Genomic DNA, 15,510 nt, shown 5'->3' with positions numbered 1-15,510 from the left:
ACGGACGAGGCCCTGATGACCAGACCGAGCCGCACCCCCCACCGTCTCCCCGGCAAGCTCCTCATCGGCACACTCGCCGCCCTGCTCGTCGGCACCGGCGGCATGCTGACCGTGCGGCACACCGCCGACGCCGCCGCCCCGGAGATCCCGGCCCCGGCGAACCGGGCCACCAAGGCGCTGGCCGCCGCCCGCGTCGCCGAGAAGCTGGACCGCGGCCTGGTCGCGGTGCCCGCCACCGGCGGCAACCTCGTCACCTGGCGCATGCTGGGCGACGACCCGGAGGGCGTGACCTTCCGCCTCTACCGCGGCGGCACCCTCATCCAGGAGACCGCCAAGACCAACCACCTGGACACCGGCGGCGGTTCGAGCTCGACGTACGAGATCCGCGCCGTCGTGAACGGCACCGAGACCAGAGGCGGCACAGCCTCCGTCTGGGCCAACGGCCGCCTCGACATCCCCCTGCAGAAGCCCCCGGGCGGCACCACCCGCGACGGCGTCACCTACACCTACGCCGCCAACGACGCGAGCGTCGGCGACCTCGACGGCGACGGCCAGTACGAGCTGGTCCTCAAATGGGCGCCGTCCAACGCCACCGACGTCGCCAACTCCGGTACCTGCACCGGCCCGACGGTCTTCGACGCGTACGAGCTGAACGGCACCCGGCTGTGGCGGGTCAACCTCGGCACCAATGTGCGCAGCGGCTCGCACTACGACTCGTTCCAGGTCTACGACTACAACGGCGACGGCAAGGCCGAGATGGCCGTCCGCACCTCCGACGGCTCCCGCGACTCGGCGGGCACGGTCATCGGCAGCGCGACCGCCTCCCATCTCGCCGACAACTGCGCGGTGTTGAGCGGCCCGGAGTACCTGTCCGTCTTCAACGGGCAGACCGGCCGCGTCATGGACTCCGTCCCCTTCGAACCCGCCCGCGGCTCCGTCTCCGACTGGGGTGACACCTGGGGCAACCGCGAGGGACGGCTGCTGTCCGCGACCGCCTACCTCAACGGCTCCACGCCCAGCATGGTGTTCAGCCGGGGCATCTACGAGCGGATCGCGCTGGCCGCGTACACCTGGAACGGCACCGACCTCACCCGCACCTGGAAGTTCGACACCAACTCCTCGACCAACTACGGCAAGGGCTACGACCAGCAGGGCAACCACAACCTCGCGGTCGCCGACGTCGACGCCGACGGCCGGGACGAGATCCTCTACGGCGCCATGGCCGTCGACGACAACGGCAGCGCCCTGTGGACCACCAAGCTGGGCCACGGCGACGCCCTGCACGTCGGCGATCTCAACCCGGCCCGCCCCGGCCTGGAGTCCTTCAACGTCCACGAACACACCGACGCCGCCTACGGCTACGAGATGCACGACGCTCGCACCGGCCAGATCCTCTGGGGCACGCGCACCGGCACGGACGTCGGCCGCGGCATCTGCGCCGACCTCACCCGCGACCACGCAGGCGCCGAGTGCTGGTCGAGCGCGGGCGGGCTGTACACGGCCAACGGCACGAAGATCAGCGACGCCGTGCCCACCTTCGGCGGGGGAGCCTCGTACAACTCGGCGATCTGGTGGGACGGCGACGCGAACCGCGAACTCCTCGACCACCGCTGGTCGGGGAGTGCGGGGGTCGGCTACGCCCAGATCCTGAAGTACACCGGCTCCACCGACCTCACCCGCATCTGGCTCGACCAGGACGCCAAGTCCAACAACTGGACCAAGGGCAACCCGGCACTCTCCGCCGACCTGCTGGGCGACTGGCGCGAGGAGATGCTGTGGCGCAACGCCGACTCCACGGCCCTGCGTCTCTATGCCACCCCGCACCCCACCGGGTTCCGGCTGCCGACCCTGATGCACGACCCGGTCTACCGGCTCGGCGTCGCCTGGCAGAACACGGGCTACAACCAGCCGCCGCAGGTCAGCTACTACCTCGGCACCAGGTGACCTAAGCAGCAGCCACCTTCGGGGACGGGGCGCCCGCCCCGTCCCCGTACCGCGCCCGCAGCTCCGACAGCACACCGAACACGGCCGCGGTGAGCGGCACCGACAGCAGCATGCCGAGGATGCCTGCGATCGACGCGCCCGCCGTGAGCGCCAGCAGGATCGCCGCCGGGTGCATCTGCACGGTCCGGCTCTGGATCATCGGCTGGAGCACGTTCCCCTCGAGGACCTGCACCGCCAGCACCACGCCGAGTGCCCACAGCGCCGTCACCAGGCCGCGGTCCGCGAACGCGACCAGGATCGCCACCGCGCCGGACAGGAAGGCGCCCAGATACGGGATGTAGGCCCCGACGAACACCAGCGCCCCGAGGCCCAGCGCACCCGGCACCTGGAGGATCAGCAGACCGACGGCGATACAGACACCGTCGATGAAGGCGATGATCGTCGTCCCCCGCATGAAGCCCTCGATCGCCTGGAAGGCCCGCCGGGCCATCACCTCCAGGGAGTCCCCGGTGCCGCGCGGCGCGAACGAGTGCAGCGAGGCGGCCGCCCGGTCACCGTCGCGCAGGAAGAAGAACATCAGCAGCAGTGCCAGAATCGCCGTCGCGATGAACTCGGTGACGACACCGACCCCGCTGAGCACCCCGGAGGCCGCGGTGCCGCCGAACTTGGACAGCAGCTCCTTCGCGTTCTTGGCGAGGTCGTCCAGTGACGTCCCGGCGAAACCGAACTCGTCGCCGAGCGACTTCGCCGCGTTCCGCAGCGAGGTGATGATCTGGTCCCCGGTGTCGATCAGAGCGGTCACCACGATGTACGCGGCACCGCCCACGACCAGCAGCACGGCCGCACAAGTCAGCGCGGCGGCAAGGGACTTGTTGAACCTCATCGCCACCAGCCGCCGGTAGAACGGCCCGAGCAGCGCGGTCCCGAGCAGGGCCAGCAGCACCGGTGTGACAGCGGTCTGGAAGGTGATGCAGAGCCACACGCCCACGGAGACCACACCGGTCACGAGCAGCGTGAGCGCGCTCCACACGGCGATGTGCCGGGCGGGTTCCGGGAGGAAGCCGCGGGGTATGCCGGGTGCCGCGGGCCGGACCGCGGGGGCACCGGCGGTACGTATCGTCGTCCGCGTCCGATGGACGGGCGGACGGACCCGACGCCCCGGCCGTCTTCCGCGAGGGCCTCTACGCGCTTCTCCCGTACGGCTGTTCATGTTGTTGTGCACTCCCGTAGATCACGCTGCGGCCGAGGGGCCACAGCGTAGACCCGGGCCCCACGGGCCCGACGGCGCGGGTGCGGTCGGCCTCTCCCTCACAGGCCGACCGCACCCCGCCGGGTTCCCGGCCGCCGCCGCTACTCGGCGACCGGGAGGCTCGCTCCGTCCCGCAGGAACAGCGGGATACGGTCCAGCGGGGCGTCGACCGTCACGGCCGTACCGCCCTGGTACGTCTCACCCGTCCACGCGTCCGTCCAGGTCGCGCCCGCCGGGAGGTACGTCGTCCGGGCCGTCGCACCCGCCGTCAGCACCGGCGCCACCAGCAGGTCCCGGCCGAACAGGTAGGCGTCGTCGACCCCCCAGGCCGCCTGGTCCTCGGGGAACTCCAGGAACAGCGGCCGCATCACCGGCAGCCCCTCCTCGTGCGCCTCCCGCATGACCTGGAGGACGTACGGCTTCAGCCGCTCGCGCAGCCGCAGGTACTGCTCCAGGATCGCGCCGGCCTTCTCGCCGTACGACCAGACCTCGTTGGGGCCGCCGGTCATGGCCGGGCCGAGCGGCATGCCCGGGTCGCGGAAGCCGTGCAGGCGCATCAGCGGGGACAGCGCGCCGAACTGGAACCAGCGGACCATGACCTCCTGGTACGCCGGGTCGTTCGGGTCGCCGCCGTGGAAGCCGCCGATGTCGGTGTTCCACCAGGGGATGCCGGACAGCGCGGTGTTGAGGCCGGCCGCGATCTGGCTGCGCAGGGTCGGGAAGTCGACGCCGACGTCACCGGACCACACGGCGGCGCCGTAGCGCTGGCTGCCCGCCCACGCCGAGCGGTTGAGGGTGATGATCTCGTCCTCGCCGGACGCGCGCAGGCCCTCGTAGAAGGTGCGGGCGTTCTCGGCCGGATACATGTTGCCGACCTCCAGGCCCGGGCCGGCCCAGTAGCGCAGGTTCTCCTGGAAGCCCGGCTTCAGCTCCGGCTCGCAGGCGTCCAGCCAGAAGGCCGTGATGCCGTACGGGGTCAGGTAGTTGTCGCGGACGCGCTCCCACACGAACTCACGGGCGTCCGGGTTGGTGGCGTCGTAGAAGGCGACCTGGACGGTGGAGGCGACCTCCTTGTCCGGCCAGTCGGCGTGCGCCATCGGGCCGTACTGGGTGCCGATGAAGTAGCCGCGCTGCTCCATCACCGGATGGTTCTCGGACAGCGGCGACACCGACGGCCACACGCTCACCACCAGCTTGATACCGAGCTCCTCCAGCTCACGCACCATCGCCGCCGGGTCGGGCCACTCCTTCGGGTCGAACTTCCACTCGCCGAGGTGCGTCCAGTGGAAGAAGTCGCAGACGATGACGTCGATGGGCAGGCCCCGGCGCTTGTACTCCCGGGCCACTGAGAGAAGTTCGTCCTGGGTGCGGTAGCGCAGCTTGCACTGCCAGAAGCCCGCCGCCCACTCCGGCAGCATCGGCGTCCGGCCGGTCGCCGCGCTGTAGCGGCGCTGGCCCTCGGCCGGGGCGCCCGCGGCGATCCAGTAGTCGATCTGGCGGGCCGAGTCGGCCACCCAGCGGGTGCCGTTGCCGGCCAGCTCGACACGGCCGATCGCCGGGTTGTTCCACAGCAGGGTGTAGCCGCGGCTGGAGGTGAGCACCGGGATGCCGACCTCGGCGTTGCGCTGGACCAGGTCGAGGACCAGGCCCTTCTGGTCGAACCGCCCGTGCTGGTGCTGGCCGAGGCCGTACAGCTTCTCGTCGTCGTACGCGGCGAACCGCTGCTCCAGCCGGTGGTAGCCGTTGCCGACCGCCGTGTAGAGGCGGGGGCCGGGCCACCAGAAGTGGGCGCGCTCCTCGGCGAGGAGCTCCTCGCCGTCCCCGGTGCGCAGGAAGCGGATCATGCCCTCGGCGTCGACCTCGACGGTCAGCGTGCCGACGGTCAGCGACGCGTGCCCGTCCTCGATCTTGACGGCGGACTCGGTCGCCGGGGCCTCGTCCAGGAGAGCGCCGGGCAGCCCGTCCAGGACCGGTCCGCCGAGCCGGGCCCGGACCCGGACCGCGTCAGGACCCCACGGCTCGATACGTACGGTCTCCTGACGGCCGCTCCACTCCAGCGCGCCGTCCCGCTCGCGGAACGTACCGACGGTCGGGGAGGACTGCGCGAGGCTGACCGTGCCGGTCGGGGTCTGGTTTTCGGCAGGCTGATTCACGTGGCGTGCTCCTGGAGGAGGGCAGACAGGGGGTGCCCGGGTAAGGGCGAGGTGGACGGAGGCTGCTGGGTCAGGACCTGACGGGAGCCGGGCCCGTGCTCGCCCGGACCGTCAACTCGGGTGCGATCAGCACCACTTCGTCCTTGCCGTGGCCGTCCAGCTTGGCGACCAGACGTTCCACGGCGTGCCGGCCCATCTCCTGCGCGGGAATGGAGACCGACGTCAGCCGCACCGAGGCCTGGGTGGCGACCTGGTCGGGGCAGACCGCGACCACCGACACGTCCTCGGGCACGGCACGGCCCTGCTGGCGCAGCAGGGCGAGCATGGGTTCGACCGCCGACTCGTTCTGCACGACGAAGCCCGTGGTGTCCGGGCGCTCGTCGAGGATCCGGGCGAGGGTCACGGCCATCGCGTCGTATCCGCCGTCGCACGGCCGGTGCAGCAGCCGTACGCCCAACTCCCGGGCCCGGGACCGGAGTCCGTCGAGAGTGCGCTCGGCGAAACCGGTGTGCCGCTCATAGACGGCCGCGGCTTCTCCTATGACAGCGATGTCGCGGTGCCCGAGCATCGCGAGATGCTCGACGCACAGTGCGCCCGTCGCCTTGAAGTCGAGATCGACGCAGGTCAGTCCGGAGGTGTCGGCGGGCAGCCCGATGAGCACCGACGGCTGGTCCGTGCCGCGCAGCAACGGCAGCCGCTCGTCGTCCAGCTGGACGTCCATCAGGATCATCGCGTCGGCGAGCCCGCTGCCGGTGACCCGGCGTACGGCGTCGGGACCCTCCTCGCCGGTGAGCAGCAGGACGTCGTAGCCGTGCATGCGCGCCGTCGTCGCGACCGCGATGGCGATCTCCATCATCACCGGCACATACATGTCGGTGCGCAGTGGGACCATCAGCGCGATGATGTTCGACTTGCTGCTGGCCAGGGCGCGGGCGCCCGCGTTCGGGTGGTACCCGAGCTCGCGGATGCTCTGCTCGACCCGCTGCCGGGTGGCCCCGGAGATGGACCGCTTGCCGCTGAGGACATAGCTCACCGTGCTCGCCGAGACTCCGGCGTGCTGGGCGACCTCGGCGAGGGTGACCATCCAGCTCTCCAAGTTTTTGTGAAGCGCTTCGACAGTGCGCAGTGCGAATACGGGCGGGTGAGGGTGGTTCGACAGTAGCTCCACCGGGAGTGGGTGTCCATAGGTTGTCGAAGCGCTTCGACAAAGACTTGCCGGGCGGGGCGGCGGCAGCGGGGGCGCGCCGCCGGAACGGCCATGCGGGACCACCCTCGTCCGGCCTCGCCGGTCCTCCCGGGAGCGGCCTTTCCGGGGTGCGGGTTCCTGCCTACCATGACCGGCCGTGGGGGGCCATGGAGCGGGACCGGACGAACCCGGCAGGTGGATCGGCCCGTACCGCGTTGCTGCGGGGCGAACTGGCGCAGGACGAGTCGATGGTGCGGCGCTTCCGGTGTGAGGCCGACGCGGCGTCGGCGGTGCGCGGACCGGGAGTCGCGCCGGTACTGCGCTACGACCTGGACGGCCCCGTCCCGCTCGTCACCGGCCGCGGTGTGCTCTGCCCTGGCAGGACCAGCCCACCGACGAGATCATGATCCGGCTCAACCGCCAGGGCGGCGCGGGACCGCTGGGCACCAAGTACGGCAGCGTCAGCCTCGGCGGCGCGATGTGGGACATCTGCGAGGGTGACATCGGCTGGAAGGTGCACTCCTTCGTCCGCCGCGCCGACACCACCAAGCCCACGCTCAACCTCGACGACTTCACCCAGGCCCTGGTCCGCCGCAAGCTGCTGACCGACGACAAGTACGTCTCCGGCATCGAGTCCGGCACCGAGGTCTTCAAGGGAACCGGCCGCCTGGACACCAAGGCGTACTCCGTCGACATCGGCTGAACGGCCGCGCCAGGGGTGGTGGCCTCGCCCTGAATCGGGTACATACGATCGAGTAGCACCCGTCGGTAACCAAAACGGCCCGAGATCCCGATTCGCGGCGAGGTGAGCCTCATGTCCGCTACACCCACCCCACCCACCGTCACCGAACGTGAGGCCCGCCAGGTGGCGGAGGCCGCCCGGGAACAGGACTGGCGCAAGCCCAGCTTCGCCAAGGAACTGTTCCTCGGCCGCTTCCGGCTCGACCTGATCCACCCCCACCCCACCCCGCCCGACGACGACGCGCAGCGCGGGGAGGAGTTCCTGGCCAAGCTGCGCGACTTCTGCGAGACCAAGGTGGACGCGGCCCGCATCGAGCGCGAGGCCAGGATCCCCGACGAGGTGATCGACGGGCTCAAGGAGCTCGGCGCCCTCGGCATGAAGATCGACACCAAGTACGGCGGCCTCGGCCTCACCCAGGTGTACTACAACAAGGCGCTGGCCCTGGTGGGCTCGGCCAGCCCGGCGATCGGTGTGCTCCTGTCGGCGCACCAGTCGATCGGCGTACCGCAGCCGCTGAAGCTGTTCGGCACGCCCGAGCAGAAGGAACAGTTCCTGCCGCGCTGCGCCCGCACCGACATCAGCGCCTTCCTCCTGACCGAGCCGGACGTCGGCTCCGACCCGGCACGGCTGGCGACGAGCGCGGTCCCGGACGGGGACGAGTACGTCCTCGACGGAGTGAAACTGTGGACCACCAACGGTGTGGTCGCCGACCTGCTGGTCGTGATGGCCCGCGTCCCGAAGAGCGAGGGCCACAAGGGCGGCATCACCGCCTTCGTCGTGGAGACCAACTCGCCCGGCATCACCGTCGAGAACCGCAACGCCTTCATGGGCCTGCGCGGCATCGAGAACGGAGTCACCCGCTTCCACCAGGTCCGGGTCCCCGCCGCCAACCGCATCGGCCCCGAGGGCGCGGGCCTGAAGATCGCGCTGACCACCCTCAACACCGGCCGGCTGTCGCTCCCGGCGTCCTGCGTGGCGGCCGGCAAGTGGTGCCTGAAGATCGCCCGCGAGTGGTCGGCGGCCCGCGAGCAGTGGGGCAAGCCGATCGCCCACCACGAGGCGGTCGGGTCGAAGATCAGCTTCATCGCGGCGACGACCTTCGCCCTGGAGGCCGTACTGGACCTGTCGAGCCAGATGGCCGACGAGGACCGCAACGACATCCGCATCGAGGGCGCGCTGGCCAAGCTCTTCTCCTCCGAGATGGCCTGGCTGATGGCCGACGAGCTGGTCCAGATCCGCGGCGGCCGAGGCTTCGAGACGGCGGCCTCCCTCGCCGCCCGCGGCGAACGCGCGGTCCCCGCCGAACAGGTCCTGCGTGACCTCCGTATCAACCGCATCTTCGAGGGCTCGACGGAGATCATGCACCTCCTCATCGCCCGGGAGGCGGTCGACGCCCACCTGTCGGTGGCCGGTGACCTGATCGACCCGGAGAAATCCCTGTCGGACAAGGCGAAGGCGGGCGCGAACGCCGGTGTCTTCTACGCCAAGTGGCTGCCGAAACTGGTCGCAGGCCAGGGCCAACTCCCCTACTCGTACGGCGAGTTCAAGCGCGAGGTCGACCTCTCCCCGCACCTCCGCTACATCGAACGCACCGCCCGCAAGCTCGCCCGCTCCACCTTCTACGCCATGTCCCGCTGGCAGGGCCGGATGGAGACCAAGCAGGGCTTCCTGGGCCGCATCGTCGACATCGGCGCCGAGCTGTTCGCGATGAGCGCGGCCTGCGTACGCGCCGAACTCCTGCGCAGCGAGGGCGACCACGGCCGCGAGGCCTACCAGCTCGCCGACGTCTTCTGCCGCCAGTCCCGGATCCGCGTCGAGGAGCTCTTCGGCCGCCTGTGGACCAACACCGACGACCTCGACCGCAAGGTCGTCAAGGGAGTGCTGTCGGGCACCTACGAGTGGCTGGAGCAGGGCATCGTCGACCCGTCGGGCGAGGGCCCGTGGATCGCGGACGCCACACCCGGACCGAGCGAACGGGAGAACGTGCACCGCCCGATCCGGTGACCGACTCATGACAGGGCGTCCCCCCTCGGATCCCCCTCCGAGGGGGACGCGCTGTCCTCACACACCGTCCTTACGGCCACAATGGGGGGATGAGTGACAGTCCAGCCCCCCTCGCCGACCCGCACCTCGTCTACGACCCTGTGGTGGGTGACGGTCCGAAGGACGTGGTGATCCTCGGCTCCACCGGCTCGATCGGCAGCCAGGCCATAGACCTCGTGCTGCGCAACCCGGACCGGTTCCGCGTCACCGCGCTCTCCGCCAACGGCGGCCGGGTCGGCCTCCTCGCCGAGCAGGCGTACCAGCTGAAGGTGCGGACCGTCGCGGTCGCCCGCGAGGACGTCGTACCGGCGCTGCGGGAGGCTTTGAAGGCTCAGTACGGCGCGGGGGAGCCGCTCCCCGAGGTGCTGGCCGGCCCGGACGGCGCCACCCGGCTCGCCGCCTCCGACTGCCACACCGTGCTGAACGGCATCACCGGCTCCATCGGCCTGGCCCCGACCCTCGCCGCCCTGGAGGCGGGCCGCACCCTCGCGCTCGCCAACAAGGAGTCCCTCATCGTCGGCGGGCCGCTGGTCAAGGCCCTCGCCAAGCCCGGGCAGATCATTCCGGTCGACTCCGAGCACGCCGCCCTCTTCCAGGCGCTGGCCTCCGGCACCCGGGCCGACGTACGCAAGATCGTCGTCACCGCCTCCGGCGGCCCCTTCCGCGGCCGGACGAAGGAGGAGCTGGCCGACGTCACCGTCGAGGACGCCCTCGCGCACCCCACCTGGGCCATGGGCCCGGTGATCACGATCAACTCCGCGACCCTCGTCAACAAGGGCCTGGAGGTCATCGAGGCACACCTTCTCTACGACATTCCCTTCGACCGCATTGAGGTCGTCGTGCATCCCCAGTCGTATGTCCACTCGATGGTTGAGTTCACAGACGGATCCACGATCGCGCAGGCGACGCCCCCCGACATGCGCGGGCCGATCGCCATCGGCCTCGGCTGGCCCGAACGCGTCCCCGACGCCGCCCCCACCTTCGACTGGAGCAAGGCGTCGACCTGGGAGTTCTTCCCGCTCGACAACGACGCGTTCCCGTCGGTCAACCTGGCGAGGCACGTGGGACAGCTCGCGGGCACCGCCCCGGCGGTGTTCAATGCGGCCAACGAGGAGTGCGTGGAGGCGTTCCGGGCCGGCGCGCTGCCCTTCAACGGCATCATGGAGACCGTGACACAGGTGGTGGAGGAGCACGGAACGCCGCGTACGGGAACCTCACTCACCGTCGCGGACGTCCTCGAAGCGGAGACCTGGGCGCGGACCCGGGCCCGGGAACTGACGGCACAGACGGCGGAGGCCCGTGCATGACGACCCTGATGTTCATCCTCGGCATAGTGGTCTTCGCAGTCGGCCTGCTGGCCTCGATCGCGTGGCACGAGCTGGGGCACCTGTCCACGGCCAAGCTGTTCGGCATCCGCGTGCCGCAGTACATGGTCGGCTTCGGCCCGACCATCTGGTCGCGGAAGAAGGGCGACACCGAGTACGGCATCAAGGCGATCCCGCTCGGCGGCTACATCCGCATGATCGGCATGTTCCCGCCCGGCCCCGACGGCAGACTGGAGGCCCGCTCCACCTCGCCCTGGCGCGGCATGATCGAGGACGCCCGCTCGGCCGCGTTCGAGGAGCTCAGGCCGGGTGACGAGACCCGCCTCTTCTACACGCGCAAGCCCTGGAAGCGCGTCATCGTGATGTTCGCGGGCCCGTTCATGAACCTGGTCCTCGCGTTCGGCCTGTTCCTCACGGTGCTGATGGGCTTCGGCATCCAGCAGCAGACCACCACCGTCGCCTCGGTCTCCCCGTGCGTCATCTCGCAGAGCGAGAACCGCGACGAGTGCAAGAAGTCCGACCCCCAGTCCCCGGCCGAGGCCGCGGGCATGGAGGCCGGCGACAAGATCGTCTCCTTCGCGGGGGTCCGCACCGACGAGTGGAGCACCCTCTCCGACCTCATCCGCGACAGCGCGGGCAAGTCGGTGCCGATCGTCGTCGACCGGGACGGCCAGGAGGTCACCCTCCAGGCGAAGATCGCCACCAACCTGGTCGCGAAGAAGGACTCCAGCGGCGCCTACGTCGAGGACGAGTACGTCAAGGCCGGCTTCCTCGGCTTCAGCGCCGCCACCGGCGTCGTCAAACAGGACTTCGGCGACTCCGTCAGCTGGATGACCGACCGGGTCGGCGACGCCGTCGACTCCCTCGCCGCCCTGCCCTCCAAGGTCCCCGCCCTGTGGGACGCCGCCTTCGGTGACGGCCCGCGCGAGCAGGACTCCCCGATGGGCATCGTCGGCGCGGCCCGGGTCGGCGGTGAGATCGCCACGCTCGACATCCCGGCCACCCAGCAGCTCGCCATGTTCGTGATGCTGCTCGCCGGCTTCAACCTCTCCCTGTTCCTGTTCAACATGCTCCCGCTGCTGCCCCTCGACGGCGGCCACATCGCGGGGGCGCTGTGGGAGGCGCTGCGGCGGAACCTGGCGAAGGTACTGCGGCGGCCGGATCCGGGACCGTTCGATGTGGCGAAGCTGATGCCGGTGGCCTATGTGGTGGCGGGGATCTTCATTTGCTTTACCTTGCTCGTTTTGGTGGCAGATGTTGTCAATCCGGTCAGGATTAGCTGAAAATCGGTCATTTTCTATCACGGTGACCGTCCGGCGCCACCCTTCACTCGTGTAGCCCATACGAGTGAAGGGTGGCGTTTGTCTGTTCGCCGCCCCTGCGACCTTCGTACGTTTCTGCTGTTCATGGGTGACCCCAGCGGTGCGTCAACACCCTGGGGTCTGGCCAGTCTGAAAGGGACTGACATGCAGCAAGGTACTGCCACGCGCGCAGATAACAAGGGCGGGGAAACGCAGACCGTCGATATCGCCGCGTACATGAGGGTCTCGACCGCGGAACAGAAGGGCAGGTACGGGGTTCCGACCCAGGCGCAGGCCATCCGCGGTTACATGGAGCAGCAGCCGTCGTGGCGCCTCGTCGTGTGCCGGGAAGACGTCGGCGAGTCAGGCTCGACGTACTCGCGTCCCGGACTGGACGCACTTCTCAAGGACATCACGGAGGGGCGGGCGAAGCTCGTCCTTGTTCACCGCCTCGACCGTCTGGGACGGACGGAGTCCGCCATCTGGCGCTGTATCTGGCAGATCGAGGACGCAGGGGGCGAGGTGGAGTGCTGCACCGAACCCCTGGGTGAGGCGGGCTTCGAACGGTGGCTCACGGTCGATCGGCTGGCACAGGCCGTGGAGGCCGACTACCAGCGCATTCTCTCCCGCACCCAGGCCGGGCGGCAGTTGAAGGCGGTCGACGGTGGCTGGCCGGGTGGTCCGGCCCCGTACGGCTACAGGATCAGCGGCAAGGGGGTTTTCGGGTCCGCTCTCGAAGCCGATCCGGATGAGGCGCCAGTGGTGCTTCTCATCGCCGACCTCGTGATCGGCGGAGTGCCCGGACTCAAAGACCTCGCGAACGAGCTGAACGACCGCGGGGCCCTGACGCGCAGTGGAAAGCGCTGGACGCCAGCAAACCTGTTTCATCGGTTGAAGAGCGGGACGTTTCTCGGCGAAGTGGTCTTTCGCCGCCTCGATCGGCAGTGGAACGGCAACTGCACCAGGCTCGGAAACGATGGACAGCCACTGCACGGCGACAGCGTGGTGATTCCGCTGCCTCCGATTCTCTCGGCAGATCGGATCAAGACGTTTCAGAAAGCACTGGCCGAACTGACCAGGCCGCGCCGCAAACCCAATGGGGAGTACCCGCTCGCGGGGCGTATCCATGGCTCGTGTGGGCTGCCGTACGTCGGCTGCTTCCGCAGTAAGGCCGGCGTACGCACCTACCGCTGTTCCGGGTGGGGTGCTGCCTCTTCCTGCGGGTGTGTCTTCCTGCCCGCCGATGACATTGAGAAGCAGGTGATTGCACACGTCAATGCCGTGCTGGCCGCGATTCCATCGGGACGCAGGCCCATGCTGCCGATTTCCGACGATGCGTCGGTGCATTTGATCCGGCACATTGAGCGCGTGAGGTCGCTGGAGCGGCTCGTTGCAGAGTACGGAGGGGAACTCGATGTGCTGCGGAGCCGGGTGGAGGGGGATCGGATCGTCGCTGTGGCAGTCCGCCAGATCGAATCGGATCTGGAAGTCCTCCGTAGAGTCCTGGTCCATGCACGGGAGTGGCTGGACGAACTTGAGAATGTGGACGGCACGGCCGCCCGGCGGACAGCCGTTCTGGGATCGGTGGCTCCGGACATCCGTTCTCTCACACAGTCCGAGCAACGCCGCATGATCGAGCTGACAGGGGCACGCGTGGAAATCGCGGATCCCACGTTCCGATACCGAGAGGGGACGCGGTGTCTCACGGTGGAGTGGCACCAGCGCACGGGCACACTGGTCCCGCCCGACCCCACGGACAGCCAGTGGGATCGCATTGAAGAACTGCTCCGCTCCAGGTATCCGGCCCACCACTTCCGCTCGCCCCTGAACCTGCGGGCGGCATGCACAGGAATGCTGCACCGTCTGCGCACCGGAATCCTGTGGCGTGACCTTCCTGAGCAGTTCGGTGATTCTCGGAAGGTTCGTTGCAGGCAGCGCACATGGCTGGCGGACGGCGTGTGGGCGGACATGGTGAAGATCCTCAACGAGGAGGGGGAGAGCACACCAGTCCTGGGCTACGAGGCCGCCCCGGCGCTGGTCATCCGCACGGACCTCGACGCCGAGGCTCTCTACTGATCATCCAGAACGGGCAGGTCCGGGCATGGTGATCAGCCAGAGAGCATGTCCTCTCGATCGGGCGCCATGCCCGGCCCGCTGCGATGGGGCGCCATTGGGTGAACCGATGGGACGCCGTGCGCTTCCGTTCACGCTCGTGCCGTAATCTCGAAGGCCGGAGCCCGCTGCTGACGGGACCGGACCTTGATCCACGACTTGGGGTTGCACAGCAGATGACTGCGATTTCTCTCGGCATGCCGTCCGTTCCGACCAGGATTGCCGAGCGTCGGAAGAGCCGGCAGATCCAGGTCGGATCCGTGGCGGTCGGCGGTGACGCCCCCGTGTCGGTCCAGTCGATGACCACGACCCGGACGTCGGACATCGGGGCGACGCTTCAGCAGATCGCCGAGCTGACGGCCTCGGGCTGCCAGATCGTGCGTGTGGCGTGTCCCACCCAGGACGATGCGGACGCCCTGCCCGTGATCGCGAAGAAGTCCCAGATCCCGGTCATCGCCGACATCCACTTCCAGCCGAAGTACGTCTTCGCCGCCATCGAGGCGGGCTGCGCGGCGGTCCGCGTCAACCCCGGCAACATCAAGCAGTTCGATGACAAGGTCAAGGAGATCGCCAAGGCGGCGAAGGACCACGGCACGCCGATCCGTATCGGCGTGAACGCTGGGTCGCTGGACCGTCGCCTGCTCCAGAAGTACGGCAAGGCGACCCCTGAGGCCCTGGTCGAGTCGGCCCTCTGGGAGGCGTCCCTCTTCGAGGAGCACGACTTCCGGGACATCAAGATCTCGGTCAAGCACAACGACCCCGTCGTGATGGTCGAGGCGTACAAGCAGCTCGCCGCCCAGTGCGAGTACCCGCTGCACCTGGGGGTGACCGAGGCCGGTCCCGCTTTCCAGGGCACGATCAAGTCGGCGGTGGCCTTCGGGGCGCTGCTCAGCCAGGGCATCGGTGACACGATCCGTGTGTCGTTGTCCGCGCCTCCGGCGGAGGAGGTCAAGGTCGGCATCCAGATCCTGGAGTCCCTGAACCTCAAGCAGCGCGGCCTGGAGATCGTCTCCTGCCCGTCCTGCGGGCGCGCCCAGGTCGACGTCTACAAGCTGGCCGAAGAGGTCACGGCGGGCCTGACCGGTATGGAGGTCCCGCTGCGCGTCGCCGTCATGGGCTGCGTCGTGAACGGCCCCGGCGAGGCCCGCGAAGCCGACCTCGGCGTCGCCTCCGGCAACGGCAAGGGGCAGATCTTCGTCAAGGGCGAGGTCATCAAGACCGTCCCCGAGTCAAAGATCGTAGAGACCCTCATCGAGGAGGCCATGAAGCTGGCCGAACAGATGGAGGCGGACGGCATCACCTCGGGCGAGCCGTCGGTATCGGTGGCGGGCTAAAAAAAGGGGGCTGCGGCTGCGCCCCTGAAGGGGCGCGGGGCTGTATCGATGTGCGGCTCCGCCGCGTGGGCGCGATCAGCCCCCACTACCTTCAGCCGCCCACCAACCACAACAGCCCGAG

11 protein-coding genes are annotated in these 15,510 nt (G+C 69.3%); 8 read left to right on the top strand and 3 right to left on the bottom strand.

Annotated elements, in window-relative coordinates; all coding sequences use genetic code 11:
• The first annotated feature begins 15 nt into the window (after positions 1-15).
• A complete protein-coding gene (locus AQJ91_RS43085) occupies positions 16-1,944 on the top strand; it encodes a rhamnogalacturonan lyase (RefSeq protein WP_067033941.1) in 1,929 nt (642 codons plus the stop codon).
• A 1-nt stretch (position 1,945) separates the two neighbouring features.
• Here AQJ91_RS43085 and AQJ91_RS43080 read toward each other — a convergent pair whose 3' ends face one another.
• The 3 genes from AQJ91_RS43080 to AQJ91_RS43070 form a co-directional block, all read right to left on the bottom strand.
• Positions 1,946-2,974 (bottom strand): AI-2E family transporter, encoded by a 1,029-nt coding sequence (locus tag AQJ91_RS43080; protein ID WP_067033939.1) that lies wholly within the window; start codon positions 2,972-2,974, stop codon positions 1,946-1,948.
• Between the two features lie 320 nt (positions 2,975-3,294).
• Positions 3,295-5,346 carry a glycoside hydrolase family 31 protein gene (locus tag AQJ91_RS43075; RefSeq protein ID WP_067033937.1) on the bottom strand — a complete coding sequence of 684 codons (2,052 nt, stop codon included), beginning with the start codon at positions 5,344-5,346 and terminating at the stop codon, positions 3,295-3,297.
• Between the two features lie 70 nt (positions 5,347-5,416).
• A complete protein-coding gene (locus tag AQJ91_RS43070; RefSeq protein WP_067033934.1) occupies positions 5,417-6,430 on the bottom strand; it encodes a LacI family DNA-binding transcriptional regulator in 1,014 nt (337 codons plus the stop codon).
• Between the two features lie 269 nt (positions 6,431-6,699).
• Between AQJ91_RS43070 and AQJ91_RS43065 the strand changes: the two genes are divergently transcribed.
• The 7 genes from AQJ91_RS43065 to ispG all read left to right on the top strand — a co-directional run bounded on the left by AQJ91_RS43065 (position 6,700) and on the right by ispG (position 15,389).
• The gene (locus AQJ91_RS43065; RefSeq protein WP_067033932.1) at positions 6,700-6,939 is read left to right on the top strand and encodes a hypothetical protein; all 240 of its coding nucleotides are present in this window, start codon (positions 6,700-6,702) and stop codon (positions 6,937-6,939) included.
• Complete coding sequence (locus tag AQJ91_RS43060) at positions 6,936-7,235, top strand: GH12 family glycosyl hydrolase domain-containing protein (protein WP_234383389.1); 300 nt, start codon at positions 6,936-6,938, stop codon at positions 7,233-7,235. Before AQJ91_RS43065 ends, AQJ91_RS43060 begins: the two co-directional genes overlap by 4 nt.
• A gap of 111 nt (positions 7,236-7,346) precedes the next feature.
• Positions 7,347-9,278 carry an acyl-CoA dehydrogenase family protein gene (locus AQJ91_RS43055; RefSeq protein WP_067033929.1) on the top strand — a complete coding sequence of 644 codons (1,932 nt, stop codon included), beginning with the start codon at positions 7,347-7,349 and terminating at the stop codon, positions 9,276-9,278.
• Positions 9,279-9,367: 89 nt separating this feature from the next.
• The gene (gene dxr / locus AQJ91_RS43050) at positions 9,368-10,624 is read left to right on the top strand and encodes a 1-deoxy-D-xylulose-5-phosphate reductoisomerase (RefSeq protein WP_067033927.1); all 1,257 of its coding nucleotides are present in this window, start codon (positions 9,368-9,370) and stop codon (positions 10,622-10,624) included.
• Positions 10,625-10,632: 8 nt separating this feature from the next.
• Complete coding sequence (locus AQJ91_RS43045; protein WP_199848176.1) at positions 10,633-11,925, top strand: M50 family metallopeptidase; 1,293 nt, start codon at positions 10,633-10,635, stop codon at positions 11,923-11,925.
• Between the two features lie 183 nt (positions 11,926-12,108).
• Positions 12,109-14,019, top strand: a complete 1,911-nt coding sequence (locus AQJ91_RS43040; protein ID WP_067033923.1) for a recombinase family protein — start codon at positions 12,109-12,111, stop codon at positions 14,017-14,019.
• Between the two features lie 212 nt (positions 14,020-14,231).
• The gene (gene ispG / locus AQJ91_RS43035) at positions 14,232-15,389 is read left to right on the top strand and encodes a flavodoxin-dependent (E)-4-hydroxy-3-methylbut-2-enyl-diphosphate synthase (protein ID WP_067033921.1); all 1,158 of its coding nucleotides are present in this window, start codon (positions 14,232-14,234) and stop codon (positions 15,387-15,389) included.
• Positions 15,390-15,510: the final 121 nt, after the last annotated feature.

Origin of the sequence: Streptomyces dysideae (assembly GCF_001514305.1) — a bacterium.
Taxonomy (GTDB): Bacteria; Actinomycetota; Actinomycetes; order Streptomycetales; family Streptomycetaceae; genus Streptomyces; species Streptomyces dysideae.
This window is presented reverse-complemented; position numbering and strand designations above follow the sequence as displayed.